This window comes from Actinomadura sp. 6N118, from assembly GCF_044326415.1.
Classification (GTDB): Bacteria; Actinomycetota; Actinomycetes; order Streptosporangiales; family Streptosporangiaceae; genus Spirillospora.
Genome location: NZ_JBIRAZ010000035.1, coordinates 22,041 through 42,014, shown reverse-complemented (window position 1 = coordinate 42,014; position 19,974 = coordinate 22,041). Strand labels below are relative to the sequence as shown.

Sequence of the window (19,974 nt, the reverse complement as noted above, 5' to 3'; positions counted from 1 at the left end):
GGGAGAACGGAGAACCCCCAGATGGACACCACCACCAAGACCGTGACCGGGACCAGCATCACGACCGGGACCCGTGCCACCGGCCTGGCTGCCTTGGCCGCCGCCATCCCCCAGATCGGCCAGCTACGCCGCACCCGCGACGTGGCCGCCCGCGCCGAGCTCCTGCGGGAGGTGGGCCAGGTCCTGGACCGTGGCGCCGCCATCGGCGGCAGCCACGGCTACGGCGCGGCCGCCCTGACCGGCATGGCCAACATCGCGCATGCTCTGGCCGCCGCCGAGCTGGCACGCGCCACCGGCTGGCCCCGCATCCAGTGCAGCACCCACCCAGCCCTCCAAGACGCCGCCGGCGACGTCCTTGAGGCCATCGCCAGCGCCTGCGGCAACGACGCCGCAGGGTGGCTGACCGCCCACCGGTTCCGCGACGCCATCACGCCGGTCCTGGGCGCGCAGGTCGCCGAGATGGCGACCGTCCTTGGCCGTGCTGTTCCTCCCGTCGGCCTGGAGCCACCGGCGGTCACCGTCGCGTCCCTGCGGGCCGCGCTGGATGCGTTCCAGACCGCCACCGAGGGCCGGGCGGACTGGCTGGGCGACGAGACGGCCGGGCTGGGCCGCTCTGACCTCTGCGCCCTGCTGGATGGGTTCGAGTGCGTCCGGGGACGGCTGGCCGAGCTGCTCGGCGAGGTCCAGGGCGTGGACGAATGGGCTGCGGGCGCTGACAGCGACCTGAGCGACGTCGTCAACTACCTGCACCTGGCCGGGGAGCACCTGTACGGCCTCCTCACCCGGCTGATGCCCGAGCGGGTCACGCCGTGACTGCACATGCCGGAGGCCCCGGGCTCCGTCTCCCAAACGCCGCCCAAGGCCCCCAGATGATCCAGACCAACACCCTCGAGAGGCAAGGTCCATGACCAGCATCGCACCAACCACCACCCCACGCCCAACCACGCCCACGCCGAACGCCGTCGCCCAGATCCTCAACGAGGCCGCTGAGGTCCTGGACCGCAACGGCTGGATCACCGGGCGACTGTTCCTGGCTGAGGAGATGGAGGGCTACGAATGCGCCGCCCGGCAGGCGCCGTGTGATGCGTTCGCCGCGATCCTCATCGCCGCCGGCCACGATCCCGACGATGAGGAGTCCACTGACCCGCTGGTGGTGCGTGCCGCCGCCGCGGTGGTCACCTGGCTGGAAGTCCAGGACGAGCTGGAGCCCGCCGACCCCACCGCCGCCGACGCCGGCGAGTGCGAGCACGGCGAGGCCCTCGCCACGTGCGCGCCGTGCGGGATCTTCATCTGGAACGACAACCAGACCAGCCAGTCCCAGGTCACCGCGGCGCTCCGCAGCGCGGCCACCGACCTGACCCGTCCCGAACCAGTCCCCAGCCGCCAGATGACCGACGACCCCACGTGGCATCCCCGCAAGCGGCGAGCCCAGCGCCGCGGCCACCGGGCCCGCCAGGGCGGAGCGTCGGCATGATCCGGGTCCAGATGCCCACTCCGGACGTGCCGCGCCTGGTGGAGGCGCTCCTTGTCGCCGGCGGCGTCGTGCCCGCACCCGCCGACCCCGACGAGCGCCAGCACTACCTGGACCTGGCCGACGAGCTCGGCGACGGCCTGGACGCCCTTGACCGCCAGGAGCGGCCGTGAGCGCCATCAGCACGATCGAGTGGACCCAGGCCACCTGGAACCCGACCCTGGGTTGCGACCGCGTCTCGCCCGGCTGTGACGGCTGCTACGCCATCACCCAGGCCCGCATCCGCGCCGCGAACCCGCACCCGAAGGTGGCCGCCGCGTTCGCCGGCCTCACCCACCGGACGGGCGGCCGCGTCGACTGGACGGGCCGGGTCAACCAGCTGCCCGGCCGTCTCACCGAGCCGCTGCGCTGGCGCAAGCCCCGCAAAGTCTTCGTCGACAGCCTCTCGGACTTGTTCCACGCCGAGATCAGCGAGGAGTTCATCGCCCGCGTGTTCGCCGTCATGGCCGCAACGCCGCACCACACCTATCAGGTGCTGACCAAAAGGCACGGGCGCATGCGATCGCTGCTGGCGCGCGGCGGGCTGGGGACCGAGGGATTCCCGGACATGGTCGAGGAGGCCATGGCGGAGTTCACCCACGCCAGCCTGGACCACTGGCCCCTGCCGAACGTCTGGCTCGGCGTGAGCGCCGAAGACCAACAGCGCGCCGACCTGCGCGTGCCCGACCTGCTGGGCACACCAGCGGCCGTGCGGTTCGTGTCCGCCGAGCCGCTGCTGGGGCCGGTCGACCTGTCGCGCTGGCTCGGCATCGAGTACATGGACGCTTTGGAGGGCTACGGCGAAGAGCTCGGCGCTGCGCTGACCGGCCGCATCGGTCCGGCCGGCGGGCTGCACTGGGTCATCGTCGGTGGCGAGTCCGGCCCGCGGGCGCGCCCCATGCACCCCGACTGGGCGCGCACCCTGCGCGATCAGTGCGCCGCCTCCGACGTGCCGTTCTTTTTCAAGCAGTGGGGCGAGTGGGGACCAGCACCATGGTCGGTCCGGATCCTCGAACCTGCAGGCGGCTGGGAGGTTGCCGACTCGGCCTGGCTCGCCGCCCAGAAGGCCAAGGCCGAGCAGCGCGGCGCCACGCACGACCTCAGGCCATCTGGACACCTCTACGAGCCTGACCACAAGCCGTGGTCGCCCGAGCGTGACCCAGGCGGCCACTACCCGGGCGCCGTCCGCCGATGGGGCAAGAAGCGCGCTGGCCGCGAGCTGGACGGCCGCTCCTGGGACCAGTACCCCGACGCCTCCGCCGACCCGTCCGAGGTGTCGGACGTGCCGACCTGCCGCGGATGCGGGTGCACCGACGACGCCGCCTGCCCGGGCGGCTGCCACTGGGTGCCCGACCCGCAGATGGGCGACCTGTGCAGCCGCTGCACGCCTCCGGCAGACGCCGTGATCGACGCCCGCATGCCCACCCTGACCCGTGACGACGTTCGGAGAACCCGATGACCACCGTCAACCCGATGCCGCCCGACCAGCTCACCGCGCTGCAGGCCCGCGCCGAACGCGTGCACCCTGACGAGCCGGTGGCCACCGCCCGCGAAGTCCTGGCCCTCATCGCCCAGACCCGCGACGCCACCGGCACCGCCGCGGCGTATGCCACGGCCGCCCGCCGCGTCACCGAGATCGCCACCCAGTGGGCCGCTTCCCGTGACATCCAGCAGGCCGCCGCCGGGCGGATCGTGCTGGCCGCCCAGGGCGGCCGCCGCGCCGCGCTCACCGGCCTGATCTGAAAGACCGGCCCGGACCGCTCACCCCGTGGTGGTCCGGGCCTCTTTCGGGCCGTCAAGTCACATCAGCACCACAGACCACAGGGAGACGAGCGTCGGTGACAGATCTGGTGACATCGCTTCGGGACAATCGGCCCGTCCGGCCGTCGCGTGCAGGGCGCTTTTCGTCACGCTGCCGGCGGCCGCGGCCGCCGCGACGAAATGACGGTTTGCGGGCCATGGTGAGGGCGCTTTGGTGTGTCCCGGCGGGGCTTACGGGATTCACATACTCGGGCGCACTACGCTCTGGCCCGTCACGGCCTGCTCATCTCGCCACTGGAGGCACGCAAGGACAACCCCCAGAAACGAGGAAAGCGCCCCTTAGGGCGCCCCTCTTCATATCCGCTCCAGCTCGCCTGCTGTTCGCACTCCCCATGTCCGGCCAGACCGGAGTGCGGACCGCGCAGCGAGCCCTCTCAACGCTGGTGATGAACATAGCATCCACGCCCAGCGGTAGTCGCGCACGCCCTGCGACCGACACGCCGCCACTTCGCCGCCTGGCCGCCCGCGCCGAGCACTTGACGGGCGGGGGCCGCGCCGCGCCGACCCGACTTGAGATTCCGGCCCCTGCGGGCACGTGTGGCCGAGACGTTAACGGGATGGGCCTGTCAGCCTGCGTGGACGCCGGGAGGGTCCCGGCTGGCAAGGAGCCCCCGAGCATGTCCCCGGTCTTTCCCTGCCCTGGTCACAGCGGTGCTTGCGCCCGTGTGACAGGCGGCCGCGTACGGGTTTGCACAGTCTGTAAGGGAACCGCGCGTCATCCGTGCTCTGTGGGGCTGGGGGGCGTAGGGTTCCAGCAGCCGCGCCGATCATTGCTGTATTCGGCGATGGCGCCCACGTACGTCGAGCGGCCCAACGAGGAGGTTCCGCAGACAGACGAAAGGGCGACCCCCTCAGGGACCGCCCTTTGCATCTTCCACATCAACCCCGTTCCCGGAACCTCACGACTCCTTCGCCCTGGAAAAGCCTGGAGCGTGAGCGGCGGGATCAACGACGTCAGGAGCGACGATAACACCGCCGCCTGACGGCGGCGAGTCACGCCCAGAAGTTTCGGCGTGTCTCCCCTCCGTCCACCCAGCAGCACCACCCGGGCACGCCCCTGCCCGGGCGGGCGGCACGGCTGCGGCCGCCGTGAGGTTCGCCGCGGCTGATGTGCGGTCGGGTGCGGACGCGGCCGAGACCTGGCCGGTGTTGTCGCGGTTGCTGGCGGCTACGCCGTGGGCGCGGCGGTCGCCGGACGGTGGCGACAACTTCCCTGACGGCCGTCGGCTCCGGTTCGCGGTCGGGCAGGACGTACCGGCCGAGCCGTCCACGGTCTCGATCTACGCCACCGGCGCCGACGGCACCACCACGGGGCGGTTGTTGGTGGCCGACTTTGATGTGAGCCGGGCGGCCGCCGCCGGTGCCGCGGACCCGGCCGGTTTGGTGGCCACCGAGGCGGCCGCGTTCGCCGACTTGGTGGAGCGGTGCGGCGGCCGCGTGGTGCATGACGTCTCGCCGTCGCAGGGCCGTCATGTCTACCTCAAGTTCCGCCAGGCGGTCCCGTTTGAGGACCTGCGGATGCTGGCGCGGGCGCTGGCCGAGCGGTACACCACTCTGGACCCGGCGCCGATGCTGAACCCGTCCGGGCAGATCCGGATCGCCGGGTCCCCCTACAAGCGCACCCCAGTGGAGCAGGCCGACGGCTCGTTCAAGCGGACGGGGCCGCTGTTGGGGTTCATGGCGTTGACGATGCCGCTGGCGGCGGCCGAGGCGGTGCTGCGCCGCCCGTGCGGGCCGCGCGTGCTGGAGCGGCTGCAGCAGGTGGTGACGGCCGAGTTGGCGGCCGCCGACCCGGCGCCGTCGCTGTCGGCGCCGCTGCCCGGCGTGCAGCATCTGGACGGGTCGGGGCGGCCGTGGGTGCCGCTGCGCGGCGGCCGCCGCGCGCTGCCGCCGCGGCTGGCCGAGCTGGCAGTGACCGGTGGCTGGGACGCCCCGCGGCTGCAGCCCGACGGCAAGCCGTACGCCTCGCGGTCGGAGGCGCGGTACGCGGTGCTGCGGTCCGCGGCCGCCGGCGGCTGGACCCTGACCGAGGTCCAGGACGCCACCCGCCCCGGCGGCGCGTTCGAGGGTCTCGATGCGTTGCTGGGGAGTCGTTCCCCAGCCCAGCGCCGCGCCGTGCTGACCAGCGACTGGGACCGCGCTGTCAAACAAACACACGCCTCCCGCCCGCTGTGTCTCGGTGCCCATAACTTGCACACAAGCTCAGCTACACACCCCCCGCACAACCCCTCCTCTGAGCACCCGTCCTGGCCCATCCCCCGCACCCTGGCTGAGGCCCCCGCACGCTCCGCTCGCCAGTACCAGGAGCTGACCCGCTGGACCACCGCGGTGTACCTTTCGGAGCGCGACCCTATACGAAGTAAAGGCTGGGGGCGGCGGGCCCCCTCCACGCGGTTGGTGCTGCGCGCGCTGGCGCTGGCGGCGCGACTGTCGGGCTCGACCACCACGGCGTTCGGGTGTCGGTCGCTGGCGCTGGCGGCGGGCCTGTCGTGGCGCACCGTCGCGCTGGTGCTGGCCGACCTGCGCGAGGAGGACGACCCGCTGGTGGACCTGGTGGAGCGCGGCCGCGAGAAGGACGCCGACCGCTACGCCCTGCGCATCCCCGACGGCTACCGTGCCGAGTCGGCCCGCACCATCTGGCAGGCCGGCCGGATTGAGACCGGCCACCCGGCGTTCCTGGAGCTTGGCCCGGTTTGCGCGCTGGTCTACGAGGCGCTCAGCGACCTGCAGGCCCGTCCGGTCGACCTGGAACGCCGCGCGGTGTTGTCGTCCGGCGCGGTCGCCCAGGCGCTGGCCGACCTGGGCGCGCACGGCCTGGCGGTGCGCGGCCCGTACGGCTGGCGCCGCGGCGAGACCACCCTGGACCAGGTCGCTGGCGAGCTGCAGGCGTTCGACCGGTTCACCGAGCGCGTCCAGCTCTACCGCGACCACCGCGCCGACTGGCACGCCTTTGTCGAATCTGTCCGGCCACTGGCAGCGGCCTGGCGCGATCTGGAGGCTGCGTTCGCCGAACATGACCGTTACTTCGCCGAGCACCACATCGCCGTCCCCAGCGCCACCGAGGCGGCCGAACCCGCCGCCGAACACCAGGACCGGGTGGACCCAGCCGCACCTGCGACCGCTATGGCTGCCCCGGTCATCATGGTCGGCGCGATCCCGGCGCCGAGGCCACCGGCCGAGGACGGCCGCGCCACCGTGCCCTCGCCGAGGGCACGCGGACAAGGCCCGGCCACGGCGGTACAAGAGGCCGGTCGCGGCCCCGTAGCGGAGCCGGACGGCAGTATTCAGCCGTCCCCGCTGCCGCCGCCGGCATCGGAGATCATCACCGCCCACGGTGACTCCCACGCCGCGGCTGCAGCCCGTGGTGCTGCACTGGCCCGCCGCCTGCTGGCCGAAGCGCGAGAAGAGTGACGACCAGCAGGCCAGCCCGTCACAACGGGGGTTCGCGAGCACCTGAGCAGACCTCTGTACGCGAAACAGCCGCTGCGTCCCCCGGCAATGGGCGGAGGTATTACGTCGCAGCGGCTGTCTCACCAAGATCGATACTGCCGGAGCCAGCTCTCCCGACCCCATGGGGTTGTCGCACGGAAGGCCTGGACGCCGATCGGTCGACCTCGGCACGCCCCAGAGTGGCAGGCCCCGCTGCCGCTGTCAACCTATCTTCGGATGCTCCTCGAACTAGAACCCCCCACCAGCGTGCGCGCAACACCGGGCAGAAGGCGGTTCAAGCCGGATTGACCCCTGCGCTAGTACCGGGTCTACAGCTACACTAAAAACCGGCACTACTAGATAACAAGTAATGTCGCCAATAACTAAGCATGCCAGATCGCCCGGCCGCTAGCCGCGTACTTGGAGGGCACGATGAAGCGACCGTCTCCACAAGCTCTGGAGGCAGCACAGGTTGTCGCCCGGCGCCTGCGCGGCCGCAGTGGCCGTGAACGCACACATGCCCCGGTACGGCGCAGGTTTATCGAGCGCGCCAACGCTCAAGAACCCACCCCCTTGGCAAAGGCCCTAAGAGGGGGACGAGGGGGAGCGGTCCGGCTGAAACTCTTGATCAGCTTCATCTGGTTCGCCGCTAAGCCTCCACATGACCTGGCATATCCCGCCCGTGCCTGGGCGACCCTGCTAGATCTCCCCGACCCATCAGGCCGAGGCGCCCGCCGGATCAACGAAGCAATCCTCTGGCTTGAAGACAACAGCCTCATCGAAGTCGAGAACCGCGCTGGACAGCCCAGCATCGTCCGCCTCCTGTCAGAAACCGGGACCGGTGAGCGATATGAGCTACCAGGAGCGGCCTACAACCGGCTTCGCAACAAACCCGACGCCGATGCGCATCGATACATCCAACTGCCCAACGAACTGTGGACCAGCGGCTGGATCACCGTCTTGTCTGGCGCAGCACTGGCGATGCTGCTCGTCCTGTACGCGGAACTCGGCAACCAGAAACCCGAAACCACCAACCTATGGTTCAGCCCCCGCCAGGCCGACCTCCAGTACGGGCTCAGTGAAGACACCCGCACCAAGGGCCTGCGCGAACTCCGCGCCGCCGGCCTCGTCACCGCCCGCCGCCAATCGATCGCCCCAGACACCTTCGACTTCCAACGCCTCCGCAACGTCTATCGACTCGAAACCCACCACCTGCAGCAACCAGCCGAGCTCCCCGAAGACCTCACCCCGCCCCCCGCCCTCACACCAAGCGAAGCCAGTGTGGCCGACCTGTTCGGTCCCGCCTTCCGCCGCTAACGGAGTTTCGGCGGCGATACTGCCAGCTTCCTTCCCGACCTCCAGCCCGGCTGATTCGCAACCGCCGACGGTTGTTCGTTTCGGAAACGCCCACAGTCGTCGTATCGATTGAGCTAGACATGCTAAAAACTAAAGTGATATCAATCGATTGCTGCCTGAAACACAAGTAGTTGATCGTTAGGGGGCGTCACCGTGGCGGGACGCGATGGAGCATCGGAATGGGCTCGGAAGCGGTTCGGGGACGCGGCGGGCTTGTTGCGGGACAAAGTGCCGCAGGCACTGCAAGCTGCGCACCAGCGTGCGCTAGAAGCGCATCTGGGCTTGGGCGTCAAGACCAACGAAGCCTACGGGCTCATCTGGCTTGCACAGCATGAGGAGCTGGTCGCCCGGCTGCGGTACCTGGAGCGCGCACGTGTCTTCAAGCCCAAAGGCGCACGTTACGAGCTGGTAATAATCGGCAACGTGGTGGTGTACCCGTGGCGCTACGGCGACGGCACCCGTGTGCCGCTGGAGTATGCGCGGATGCGGCTGTCGGATGTTCGGCGCGCCCTACTGGCGCTGGCTGAAACCGAGGCCCCCGAGCAGCTTGCCTTGGAGTCGGCAGAGGTCCCCGACGACGAGCTGAACACCGACCGCGCACAAGCACGAGCCGACCTGCGCGAGCTCGCCGCCAGCGTGCGGGTGGTATTCGTCGCCTACGCCAGCAACCCCCGTGCAGGAATCTTGAACATCGAGTGGGGTGACCCCGCTCGGGCCGACGACGACGGCCACCTCACCTGGACCTACCATGAGGCCTTGCCGGTGGCCGCAGAGCCCGAGGCAGGGGATGCTCCTGGTGACGCTGGCGGGATGCCCGCCATCCCGCCTCGGCCTGTCGGTCCGGCAGGCGGAGCCGGATCGGCTTCTCGGCGCTTCGATGATGCTCCGCTGCTTGAACCAGATCTATCGTCCAAGTCTCCGCTCACCGAAGTGGACAGTGAGCAGCAGAAAACAAAGCCGACTGAGACCGGAACCGATGAGCAGAACTGAGCAACTCCGCCTACTGCCAGGACCTGATAGCTCGCCCCTGACCGCTGCGGACGTCGTGGCGGTGTTCGATCCGGCGCGGCTGACGCAGGCCCGCCAGCTGGCCGGCATGACCAAGGCGGCTCTTGCGCAGCAGGTAGGCGTCAGTGCAGCCGCCGTCGGTCAATGGGAAGCCAGCACCACGCCTCCTCGTCCCGACCATCTGAGACGCGCTGCAGAGGTGCTGGACGTCCCAATTGGCTTTTTCGCCCTCGGTCGCCCGTACGCCCAGTTGGACGCCTCGGCCGCTCACTTCCGTAGCTTGCGCTCCACGCGGGTCTCTCAGCGCGCCAAGGCCATCAGGTTCGTCGAGCAGACCTGGGAGCTGGCCTACGCGTTGGAGAAGCGGGTTCAGTTCCCGCCTGTGGACCTGCCTGGCTTCAGCGGCGGCGAGATCTACAACGAGGACTTTCCCACTGACCCCATGCGAGCAGCGCAAGCACTGCGCGCAGCATGGCAGCTGGGTAACGGACCAATCCCACACCTGGTGCGCACCATGGAAACGCATGGCTTGCTGGTCACCTTGGTGCCCTTCGCTGGCGCTGACACCCCGCGCATCGATGCCTTCGCCACTTCTCGGCTTCCACGGCCCACGGTTGTCCTCACCCCAGACCGCGCGAACGATGTCTACCGACATCGCTTCACCGCTGCTCACGAACTCGGGCATCTGCTGCTGCACGGCGACCCTGCGCCCGGAGACAAACAGCAAGAACGCGAAGCCGACATGTTTGCCGCCGAGTTGCTCACCCCACGCGAGGCCATCGGCCCACTGCTGCCCGACCGGCTGGACTTCAACGCCTTCAACGAACTCAGCCTCGCTTGGGGGGTCTCATTGAAGTCGCTGATCTACCGGTGCCGCGAACTAGGCCTGGTGTCAGAGGCCACCGCCCGCCGTGGCTATCAGCGCATTGAGCAGATGAACAAGCTCGGCCTCATCGTTCCCGAACCGGTCACTAACTACCCGGGCGAAACCCCCTGCCTGCTCGCCAAGGCCTTCGCCTTGGCCCGAGCGCAGGGGCTGACCCAGGTGAAGCTCGCCAATGAGCTCCAGTGGAAGGTTCCACGCGTCCGGCAACTCCTTGGTGAAGGCGATTCCCGCCCTGCGCTGAAACTCGTCGGCCAAGACGCGTGAATCTCGACAGCGGCATCGCCATCGCCCCGCAATCTGGCACGAGCTGATGGACCTGTCCGAGCCGGTCAGGCTGCGGCGCCTTGGGACTGGCTCCCTGCTCCGTGTCATCGCAGGGGCGCAGACTCGGATGAAGGGCGGTTCCTCCGCCACGCCCGTAATGCGTGATGCTCGTGCGCCTAATAAGGCTACGGTGACCACACTCCCGCAGTGATGGAACCGGAGGACCTCCCTCGCGATGATCACACTGACCCGACGTAGAACCGGTAAGCCCAACCCGGCGACGACACTCAACGAATCGCCGTCCGCCGTAACCGGGCCCGGCAGTCCCCGGTGGCGGCGATGGCGAGACCTCGCCGTCAGCGGGGTCGCGTACACGCTGATGTTCGGCTTCTGGGCGGTCGCGGCCGGGCTGAGCGCGAACGGGCTGATCGGATTCGGCCGAGACAACATGCAGCTCGCCGAGCCGTGGCCCTACCTCCTCTTCCTCGCCCTGGACGGCGCGGCCGGGATGTGCGCCGTGTTGTTGGTCCGCCGCGCTACCCGCGCCGAGTCGGCCACCGCGCCGCGGCTCGCCGTCTGGGGGCTGGTGGCCGCTTCTGCTTGGTTCAACTGGACGCACGCCCCCGACCGCCCAGGCGCTCATCAAGCCTTTGCGTTGATGCCCATCATCGCCGGCGTGCTCTTTGAGTTCGCGCTCCATGAGACCAGGCACCAGGCAGGTCGAGCCGACCGCAGGATGACCGCTGTCCGGTGGCTGCATCCCATCGAGCGGGTTCGCGTGCAGATGGAACTCGCGGGTGACGAGGGCCTGGCGGTCACCGAGGCCACCCGTCGGGTCCGTGTCGGCCGCGCCGCTCACCATCTGATCCGCCTGCGCCGCCTCACTCACGACGATGCATGGAACTGGCGGCAGCGGCTCGCGCTCCGCCGCGTTCAGGCAGCTCTGCACCGCGCTGACGTCGCCAATCCCGACATTGCCGTCGATGTGATCCGCCAGGTACAGGTTGCTGTGCAGGCACAGCGGCTGGCGACGCTGGACTACTCCTCCCCCGAGCCCGCCCGGGAGGTGCTGCACTCCCTCATTACCCCGGCCGCCGTCTCCGACATCGTGACCGTCCTGAACGACGCCGACGCCGCACGCTCCGCACGTCAAGCCGCGCGCCGGCGGGCGACACGTCAGGCCCACAGCAAGGGCGACGCGACACCACAGGCCGCATCGATGTCGCCTGACGCCGCCGCCCCAGACGGCGCTACGCCGCATGTTGCTGCTGATGACGTCGTGGCTGACGCCGGGCAGCGACATGCCGTAGGCGTCATCGTCTCTGGAATGCCGTCCTCCGGTGAGGGTGACAGCGCAGGGGACACGAAAGCGGCTGAGACCGCCGACGAGCAGGCCGGAGCCGACCCCCTGACGCAGGCAGCGCAGATCGTCGCCGACGAACCCAACATCACTGGTGCTGAGCTGGGACTTCGCCTGGGCCGCGGCGCCCGAACCGGGCAGCGACTCCTCAAACGCCTGAAGGAGAGCGACAGCGCCACAGCGGGCATCGGCGACACGACAAGCGACACGGGGCCTCGCGCGACAGATGCACGCGACGACATCAGGAGCCGGCGCAACGTCCCTGATGCCCCGCGTGAGGTTGTCGAAGGCGACAAGCGATATGACTCTGCCGTCCGGCGCAGCGACATCTCCGGCGACACTGTCGCCGGAGATGTCGCCTCAGGCGAGGTGGATGCGCGACACCTGGTCGGTGTCGGCGGGTGACCAAGAACATCCCTCGTGATGAACATGACGCGTTCATCGGCCGCGCAAGCGTCGCCGCAGTGGCTTCTGATCTGGCAATGTGACGCGGTATGACCGACATCGACGTGACCACCGTCGCCGCATGGAAAGGTGGCGTCGGAAAGACGACGCTTGCATTCGAACTGGCGTACCAGTTGAACGCGGTCCTGGTGGACCTGGACTGGGACCGCGGCGGCGCATCCCGCGCATGGGGATACCGGCATGAGACCCGGCGCCGCGCGATGCTCCTGGACTCCCTCGAGAATGGCAAGCCCCCCACCCCGCTTCGCGGCGGTGACCGCAAGCCCGACCTGGTGCCCTCTCACCCCGATCTCGCCGTGTCCCAGCCCGACCCTGAGACGCTCGCCGACCGACTTAGCGACTGGGCCAGGCACTGGGGCCGCCCGGTGGTCGTCGACACCCACCCCGGCGGTGGCGACGCGACCTTCGGGGCGATGGCCGTTTCACGCGTGGTGGCAGTCCCGACGGTGTTCGGCACCAAGGAACTCGACGCCCTAGAAGGGATGCTGGAGGAAGTTCCGGACTATCCCCTGATGCTGGTCCCCAACCTCGTTCGCGCACCGAACACCCGCGACCGAGCGCGGCTCCGCAAGCTGGCAACCGACGCCGACGTCCCCGTCGCCCCGCCCGTGCCATGGTGCGCGTGGATCCCCACACGCCAGATCCGGATCGCCATCACATCCGAGCCAGTGGCGAAACGTGCCGAGGAATACACGGCGCAGATCCAAGAAGTCGCCCAAGCGATACGCCAGTATTCGTAACTATGCCGAACGGACTCGACGATCTCGAAGCGCAGGCCGCAGCGCGTAAGGCCAGGCGCCAGCGCCAGGCGCCTCCCCCACGCAACCCGCGAGCCCGCCGCAGCCAAGGTGAGCCGACGGGCGACGAGCAACTCCAGGCCGCGCAGGCTCAAGACGAGCAGGCGCAGGTTCCGGACCCTCGCGAAGCCGCAGAAGGCCCGACGGACAGCGATCCTCCCTTCGAGACTCCAGAAGCAACGGCACCGAGCCACGCCGACGCGGGAACCGAGCAGCCAGGCGTCCATGTAGCTGCGGAGATGACCCCGGCAACGATCGCCGAGATGATCCCCCGGCCGCATCAGCCGCTGTCGTCCTCACAGGACCTGATCGAGGCTGAGCGCGACGAGCTGGAGCGCTGCGAGCGGGTGCTGGCCATCGCCGACACCTGGTTCTGGGTGAAAGGACGTGTCCTGCAGACGATCCGGGACGGCGACCTCTACCGCGAGACCCACACCCGGTTCGATGACTACTGCCAGGAGCACTGGGAGATGACGGCGCGGCGCGCCAACCAGCTCATCGAAGCCTGGCCCCTTGCCGAAGACCTAATGTTGATCTTGGGAACAATTGTTCCCAAGATCAACCTCAATGAGGGTCAGGTCCGGCGGCTCCTCCCCTACTACAAGGCGCACGGCAAGGACGCCGCGGTGTTCGTCTACGAGACGATCGCCCACTCGAACACGAGAGTCACCGCTGCAATCCTGGACGCGGCGCTGGCCGTGCTGCCCCCAGACCGCTTCGACCGCGACGAAGTCGCGCGTCTCCTGCGAGATTTCCTCGCTGCCGGCTCCCGGGTACTGTCCGCTCCGGCAACACCGGACAACTCACAGTCCGACTTCCTTACCACCGAGATCCGCAAGATCGAGACCCTTGGCCGCCGCATCGTCAAAAACGCCAAAGACGACCCCGACGCCGCGCGCAGGCTGGCCGACGAACTCGACCAACTGGCCAACCAGATCCGCGCCGAACTCACCTAACGCCCTGCGATGGTCTAAGGAACCTGCCCGGCATCGTCCGGGTGGGGGCGGCGCTCGCCGGCGTGCCACCGAACGAGCCATCGCCGCGGCGTAGGACCGCCCCGCCCCGGGAGGATCCCAGGGACCCCGCAATCCCGGGATCCGACGCCCAGCACCTGTTACGCCAGGTAATGACCTTGAGCTTCGGGGGCCATCGCGGGAAATCCTGACTTGCCGCTGGTACCCCGAGATCGGCTACCGCTCTGCCTTCCGGCGGCGACGTAGCTCGCGTTGAGCTTGTGCGCGGGCGCATTCACGCGAGCAGTACTTCACCCCGGAGGTGCGGTACTGGCCGTACTCCGCGCGCCCGCGCTGGCGGACGAAGTGCTGGCGGCAGGTCTCGTTGGAGCATCGCCGGATGTGAGCGCCTTCGGCGAGGTGGTTGTACATCTGCAAGAACGACACTGAGTAAACAGTGGGACGGCGGTCCGCAAGGTCACCGAAACCGATGCTGAAGTCACTGAGCGCGGCACGCATCGTTTCCTCCAGGTCGTCCAGGCGTAGTTGTATGAGCAGCTCGCGGTAGCTCTCCAAGGTCGGGACCAGGTCGGGAGCTTGCGCGTGCAGTGCGGCGCGGTTCTCTTCGGTCGCGTCGGGCTCCACCAGTTCCTCCAGGCCTCCGGGACGCTGAGTGGCCAGCAGGGTTTCCACGCTGGCGTGGGCAAGGTCTAGGTAGAGGTTGATCTGGTCGCGGTGCACACCGCCAGGTTTGCGCGAGTCTGCATCTGCAGGCGATCTGGGAAATGCGGCGACCTTCTCGATGAGTTCTTCGTTGTGCCGCAGATCCAGATCGTCATGGTCGAGGCTGAACAGTCGGCCGTATCGCCGGAAGAGATCAGCCGCGGCTTCAAGGTCATCGTGTGGGGTTTCGACCAGCTCGCGCAGGTAGAAGTCGTCAGGCAGCTCGGTCAGCGGCTGGTTGTAGGAAGCCCCTACGGGCCAGAGAACCCAGTCGCCCTCGACCCATACCTCCTTGAACGGGGCGAGTGGCGGGGTCGGCACGGCAGAGCCAGGCCAGAGCGTGGGACGAAAACGTGGGTCAACGTATGCCGTCATGTCGGGCATCTTAGGGTAAGTACCCGTGGTACGAAAGACCCTAGCTTCGTACTCCAGCATCCCCTGAGTGGAGGGACCCCGGTGGCCGACTGGCAGGCACGCAAGGTTCTGGGTGATCAACACGAGCAACGCGTCATCGTCGAACTGCAGCGTCGCGGCTGGACCGTCCAGGCATGCGGACAGGGCACCTTTCTCGCACCAATCCAGCAAGCGCTGCGCACCAGCGGCTCGGCGCTCCGGCAGTTTCCCGACATGCTGGCGGCCCGAGCCCAGGATCTAGTGGCGATCGACGCCAAAAGCCGGATGCGTTCGGACACTGGCCGCTACGCGATCTCAAGCCAGTGTCTACAGGCTGGCCTGCAGTTCATCGGAATCAACGCACCCGTCCCCTTGTACTACGTCATGGGTGACACGCGCACCGGCCTCAGCGTGCTGACACCCGCAGAAGTCGCGGCCTACCGTTCAATCGCCCACCCACACCCAGGCGGCGCCTATTTCCTGGTGGACGCCAGCCTCGCCCGTCCCTTCGACGACGTCTTTGGTGCCGGCCGCGACACCCTGACGGCCTGAGTCGCAAGGAGAAAGAGAACCCTCAACGAGATGCTCCGTGGCGCGGACGCCGAGGCGGCCGACCTGCGGCAACGCCGTCTCGCACGACAGCATAGGTAGTGCTCAGGCACCATCTCACCCATACCGATCTCGAAGAGGCCGTTGGGCGCCTGCCCACTGATCAGTAGCAAGGTCCCGCTGAGCTGGGCGAACTCAATCGCGTGTACCAGGTGGCACCAGTCTTAGCCTGGTACCCCGAATTGCCCGGTGGACTGCGGCCCCCGCCACTGGTGGGGCTCGGTGCATGCTGGGCAGCGGCGGTCGCTGGTGAGACTCATGGCTTCGCGGGCGGGGCTCCGAAGAAGATCAGCTGCGTGCCCAGGCCGACGGAGCCCCCTACGCCAGCGTCGCCCCTTGGCTCTGCGACGTGGGCTACCAGCGCCTCTGCTCCTACGACGTTGACGGCGATTATCAATGTGCCGCCGATGACGTAGAGCAGCCTGCGGCCTTTCATCCGGCGCCACCACGGCCGGGGGCTGGGCGGCATGGCGTCAGGTAGCGCTGGGGAGACCGGTTCGGGGAGGCCGAGCATAGTGCGGAACGTCGTGGCGTTTTGACACACGGTCTCTCGCAGGGTCGCCCACCTGTCCAGCAACTTCGCACCGCTCAACAGCTGAGGCGCGGAAGTTGGGTAAACCGCCCAGGCTTCGTGAATGAGGGCGCGCGCCTCGTCTTTCGGGAGCCCAGCGGCGCGAAGGAGCGCGACCTCGATGTCAACGAATTGCGTCCGTTCTTGAGGTGGCATGGCGACTGGATTGCGCGCACCAGGCAGCTGCACGGTCTCCATCTCGGCGACAAACGACTCGTCCACGAGCACGGCACCCAGGGCGTCACAGGCCATCGCCGCTGCCCGCTCCCGCAGCACGGTAGCCGCGAAGGGATCCGCCGGGGTCAGGCGTTCGGCCTGCGCCAGCAGGCGCGCGATTCCCAGATAGGCGCGGGTGAGCGACGCCATGCAGGTGTCTGGCGGAGCGGCAGCAGGCCCGGGGGGTTCCGACCGCTCAGTCTCTAGCAGCCTGTTCACGGAACCGCCGATTTCTGCGACGGCGGACTGAAGGCCGTCGAGTGATGCGCGCAGCTCCGTCAGATCTTGGAAGTGCCGCTCATCTGGCATGCCGCCTCTTTTCGGAGTAAAAATGCTGCCGCGTGCACCGGTGTGCGTTGCAGCGCCATGGCCGCCAAAGGAGCATCGCGATGTCACCGGCCAGCCGGTCAGTGCGGGGTGAGGGCGCAAGGGTCGTCATGCTCTTGCTGGTCCGGCATGGTCATCGAGGCCCTGGTCAGAGATGAGGTGGGGCCAGTGTGTTTGGATTCTCTGTGGGGAAGCCCCAGTACTCCTCTCCTGCGCGGCTTTCGTAGCGGTGAGCGCCGGCGGTGATGAGCAGACGGCGCAGTTCGTCGTCGGAGAAGCCGCCGATCCGTCGCTTGATGGCGGTGAAGCTTCGCTTGTCCCAGCCGTCGGCCACCAGCAGCTGGCGAATCGCCCGATCGACCTGGTCCTGCTGCCGCCTGCCTTCCCGAAGCTGGCCGGCTAGGGCGTCTATCTCGGCCTGGAGGCGCTTTTCGTCCAGACGTATCTGTTCTCGGAGGTGCCGGTCCTGCAGGCGCGCGTTGACCGTGATGCTCAGCACCGAGACCACAAGGGACACGGCGGTAGAGATCAGCACCGCAACGAGTTCAGTCGACATGGCTTCGCCTCCGCTTCCCGACTCCCCAGTGGTCGTGCCGGTCGACGGCAAGCGAACCGGGGTTACGAGGCTGGTGGCCGGGGGGCCGGTCCGCACGATGCGTGCGGACCGGCTGCGCGTAGGTCACTTGCGGTAGACCAGGTAGCGGATCGGGATCCGGTGCTTGAACCCGGCGGGCTGGGCGGGGATGCCGGCGAACGCGGGGTCGTTGTCGAGGTCCAGCACGTTGGTGGCGAACGCTGCGAACGGCTGTTGGGGGTCGTCGATGTCGACGGTGATGTTGGCTTCGAACAGGTTGGGGTTGGGGCCGGGGTCGGCACCGCTGATGAGGAACGGCGCGAGTGTCAGTGGCAGGCCGGTGAATGTGCCGGTGAAGGTGTCGTCGGGTCCGTTGGCGACGGTGGACAGGTTGACTTGTTCGAGGCGTACGCGGAAGTCACGGCCACTGAGCTGGGTGGTGGGCGGCATGAAGTAGCCACAGGCCGCTGATGACAGGGGGTTGACGAACACGACGGCGAGGATCAGTGCATTCTCGGTGTGCCCGATGACCTTGTGTGGGGGGATGGCTTGGCCCGGCGGCGACCCGAAGGTCTGGATGGGGCCGATCGCGACGACGTCGAAGGGCACGTACAAGGGGCAGATCGGGGAGACTGCGTCACCGATCCTGGCCACCGCGGCCGCCTCGGTCGTTCCCGCAGCGCTCTCCTCGGGTGCGTCGCTGCCGGTCCGCAGGAACTCCAGGTACTTCTCCACGCCCGGGGCCAGCCGTTCGATCTGCACGTTGGCGGCTTTGGCGGCCAGTTGGAGGACGTCTTCCTCTGGTTTGGCCTCGCCCACGACGATGACCTGTTCGGCCGACACCGTCGGCAGTTCACCGATGATCGACATAACGTCTCCCCTTCAGCCGCGTTGCTGTCGCCTCAGGCATGTCACGCGCCAGAACGGCTCGCACCCAGCAAACGGCGTAGTCCCAAACGTAGGGACACGACTGTCACCTCCAGGGATCTAGACTTTCGCCCATCGCACCCCTTTGACCTCGGGACCATCGATCTCCCCCCATCGCTCCGCGGGCACGCCTCAGCCTCACCTGGGTCAGGAAACCTCCCCAGGTCACGGGAGAAGGAGCCGGCGTCGTCCGCCGCGGCTACAAGCCAGCGGGGGTGCGTCGCAGCCGCCCAGCATCGACCAGCCAAATCACAACAAGATCAGCACGGTTTGGGCTCATGACGCGTTTCTTACCGGCACCCCAACCAGCGGGCGCGGGGGTATCCGGTTCTGGATTGCGGTTAAGACAGAGCTCCACTGGCGGCCTCGCGAATCCGTCCAGCAGAGGCGGAACGACAATGGCGTCTTATGCCGTGATGTAGACATGGCAGACACCCTCGACCAAGGTTCCGGGCCGATGACCGACGAACGCGAGTTCACCGACGCGGAGATCGAAGTCCTCCAGCGTGAGGATTTCTACGCCGACTCCGACGCCGTCACGGCCGAGCTCTACCCGCGCGCCACCAACCTGTCGGCAGGCATGCTGTATCGCCGCGTGATCCGTCCGCAGGCGCCTGTCCCGCCGGAGTACTTCACGCTGCCGCTCTCTCGGTTTCGGAATGAAGCACGGGTGCTGCTGGATGTGACGGTGGCGCAGTGGAACCTGCTGTGGGAGGCGGCGCAGCTGCGGCGCCGGTTCTTCGCCGAGGACGACCTGCCACCGGTCATCGGCCAGATCGCCGATCGCGGCGACGTGAATGTCGTGTTCGTGCCCCGGACCGACAGCCGCTACCACGAGTACTCCCCGCTGTTCCACCTGCTGCCCCACCCGACGGTCCAGCGCTACGGGCTGCCGCCGCTGCGCTGCGGCCAATGGCCGTACGTGGCGAACGCCACGCCGGTCGACCGGTTCCTGCCCGCCGACTTCGAACACCGGTTGTCACGGGCGTGGGCGACCACGGTATGGCGGCATCTGATCTCCGGTTCGCCGCTGCGAGCATTCTCCAATACCGACCCGATTCGGCTGCTGGCCCACAACCTGGACTTCTGGATCCCGCCGGTGACCGCCGCCATCCAGGACATCCTCGGCGGCTTCCCCCGCGTGGACGACACCGTCGGAGAGGAGCCGGTTCCGTTGGAGGACGGCTCGGTCCTGGAGGACGCGGTGGCGGTCAGCCCGCGGGTGGGCAGTGAGCTATGGCAGGGCCAAGCCGAAGCGGCCGAGGTGGTACGGGCGACCGTCGAACACGCTGACGCCGGCGGCCAGCTGTGCGGCATCTTGGAGGCGGTACGAGCACACCGTGTGCAGGACGACTTCTCCGAACACTGGTCGTACGCACGCGAGGACTTCGAACGCAAGCTGTACAGCAAGCGCTCCAAGGTCACGGTGCGGTTCGTCGAGCTCACCGACACCATCCCGGTGCAAGGTCCTGAGACCGAGGTCTTGGACGGCCTGGTGTACGGCGACTTCCTGGCCCTGCTGGACCCGCGCGAACGGCAGGTGGTGGTCCTGCTGCGCAGCGGCGTCACCAAACTGACCGAGATCGCCGATCTGCTGGGCTACGCCAACCACAGCCCGGTATCCAAGCGCCTGGCGCGGATCCGCAGAAAGGCCAACGCCTACTTCCGGGAGATGTAGTGGTCTTGCCGACCGAGGCGAGCAGAGCTCGTCGGCTGCACGATCGCCGAGTGCAGGCCGGGTCGGTGAGCGAGCAGCGCCCGCCCAGGCAGGGATTTGCACGCCTT

The 19,974-nt window shown here is 68.3% G+C and carries 18 protein-coding genes; 14 read left to right on the top strand and 4 right to left on the bottom strand.

What is annotated here, in order from left to right:
* Positions 1–21 precede the first annotated feature (21 nt).
* The 12 genes from ACH34W_RS50605 to ACH34W_RS50550 all read left to right on the top strand — a co-directional run bounded on the left by ACH34W_RS50605 (position 22) and on the right by ACH34W_RS50550 (position 13,852).
* Positions 22–813 (top strand): hypothetical protein, encoded by a 792-nt coding sequence (locus tag ACH34W_RS50605; protein WP_395968455.1) that lies wholly within the window; start codon positions 22–24, stop codon positions 811–813.
* Positions 814–904: 91 nt separating this feature from the next.
* Positions 905–1,474 carry a hypothetical protein gene (locus ACH34W_RS50600; RefSeq protein WP_395968454.1) on the top strand — a complete coding sequence of 190 codons (570 nt, stop codon included), beginning with the start codon at positions 905–907 and terminating at the stop codon, positions 1,472–1,474.
* Complete coding sequence (locus ACH34W_RS50595) at positions 1,471–1,644, top strand: hypothetical protein (RefSeq protein WP_395968453.1); 174 nt, start codon at positions 1,471–1,473, stop codon at positions 1,642–1,644. Before ACH34W_RS50600 ends, ACH34W_RS50595 begins: the two co-directional genes overlap by 4 nt.
* Positions 1,641–2,969, top strand: a complete 1,329-nt coding sequence (locus ACH34W_RS50590; protein ID WP_395968452.1) for a DUF5131 family protein — start codon at positions 1,641–1,643, stop codon at positions 2,967–2,969. Before ACH34W_RS50595 ends, ACH34W_RS50590 begins: the two co-directional genes overlap by 4 nt.
* Positions 2,966–3,253 (top strand): hypothetical protein, encoded by a 288-nt coding sequence (locus tag ACH34W_RS50585; RefSeq protein ID WP_395968451.1) that lies wholly within the window; start codon positions 2,966–2,968, stop codon positions 3,251–3,253. Before ACH34W_RS50590 ends, ACH34W_RS50585 begins: the two co-directional genes overlap by 4 nt.
* 1,167 nt (positions 3,254–4,420) lie before the next feature.
* Entirely contained in the window at positions 4,421–6,742 is a 2,322-nt protein-coding gene (locus ACH34W_RS50580; protein ID WP_395968450.1) for a hypothetical protein, read from the top strand.
* Positions 6,743–7,384: 642 nt separating this feature from the next.
* Positions 7,385–8,077, top strand: coding sequence for a hypothetical protein (locus ACH34W_RS50575; RefSeq protein ID WP_395968449.1), 693 nt, complete (start codon positions 7,385–7,387; stop codon positions 8,075–8,077).
* 252 nt (positions 8,078–8,329) lie between these two features.
* The gene (locus ACH34W_RS50570) at positions 8,330–9,106 is read left to right on the top strand and encodes a hypothetical protein (RefSeq protein WP_395968448.1); all 777 of its coding nucleotides are present in this window, start codon (positions 8,330–8,332) and stop codon (positions 9,104–9,106) included.
* A gap of 55 nt (positions 9,107–9,161) precedes the next feature.
* Entirely contained in the window at positions 9,162–10,274 is a 1,113-nt protein-coding gene (locus ACH34W_RS50565) for an XRE family transcriptional regulator (RefSeq protein ID WP_395968447.1), read from the top strand.
* A gap of 235 nt (positions 10,275–10,509) precedes the next feature.
* Positions 10,510–12,039 (top strand): DUF2637 domain-containing protein, encoded by a 1,530-nt coding sequence (locus ACH34W_RS50560; protein ID WP_395968446.1) that lies wholly within the window; start codon positions 10,510–10,512, stop codon positions 12,037–12,039.
* Between the two features lie 89 nt (positions 12,040–12,128).
* Positions 12,129–12,839 (top strand): ParA family protein, encoded by a 711-nt coding sequence (locus ACH34W_RS50555; protein ID WP_395968445.1) that lies wholly within the window; start codon positions 12,129–12,131, stop codon positions 12,837–12,839.
* 2 nt (positions 12,840–12,841) lie between these two features.
* Complete coding sequence (locus ACH34W_RS50550; RefSeq protein ID WP_395968444.1) at positions 12,842–13,852, top strand: hypothetical protein; 1,011 nt, start codon at positions 12,842–12,844, stop codon at positions 13,850–13,852.
* Positions 13,853–14,086: 234 nt separating this feature from the next.
* On the opposite strand, the gene ACH34W_RS50545 is transcribed toward ACH34W_RS50550, so the two are convergent.
* Complete coding sequence (locus ACH34W_RS50545; protein WP_395968443.1) at positions 14,087–14,947, bottom strand: hypothetical protein; 861 nt, start codon at positions 14,945–14,947, stop codon at positions 14,087–14,089.
* 81 nt (positions 14,948–15,028) lie between these two features.
* Here ACH34W_RS50545 and ACH34W_RS50540 point away from each other — a divergent pair, with 81 nt between their 5' ends.
* On the top strand, positions 15,029–15,517 hold the full coding sequence (locus tag ACH34W_RS50540) for a hypothetical protein (RefSeq protein ID WP_395968442.1): 489 nt from the start codon (positions 15,029–15,031) through the stop codon (positions 15,515–15,517).
* A gap of 313 nt (positions 15,518–15,830) precedes the next feature.
* Here ACH34W_RS50540 and ACH34W_RS50535 read toward each other — a convergent pair whose 3' ends face one another.
* From ACH34W_RS50535 to ACH34W_RS50525, 3 genes are all read right to left on the bottom strand, one after another.
* Entirely contained in the window at positions 15,831–16,511 is a 681-nt protein-coding gene (locus tag ACH34W_RS50535; RefSeq protein ID WP_395968441.1) for a hypothetical protein, read from the bottom strand.
* Positions 16,512–16,836: 325 nt separating this feature from the next.
* Entirely contained in the window at positions 16,837–17,244 is a 408-nt protein-coding gene (locus ACH34W_RS50530; protein ID WP_395968440.1) for a hypothetical protein, read from the bottom strand.
* Positions 17,245–17,367: 123 nt separating this feature from the next.
* Positions 17,368–18,132 (bottom strand): hypothetical protein, encoded by a 765-nt coding sequence (locus ACH34W_RS50525; RefSeq protein WP_395968439.1) that lies wholly within the window; start codon positions 18,130–18,132, stop codon positions 17,368–17,370.
* A 514-nt stretch (positions 18,133–18,646) separates the two neighbouring features.
* On the opposite strand from ACH34W_RS50525, the gene ACH34W_RS50520 reads away from it, so the two are divergent.
* Positions 18,647–19,867 (top strand): sigma-70 family RNA polymerase sigma factor, encoded by a 1,221-nt coding sequence (locus ACH34W_RS50520; protein WP_395968438.1) that lies wholly within the window; start codon positions 18,647–18,649, stop codon positions 19,865–19,867.
* Positions 19,868–19,974 lie beyond the last annotated feature (107 nt).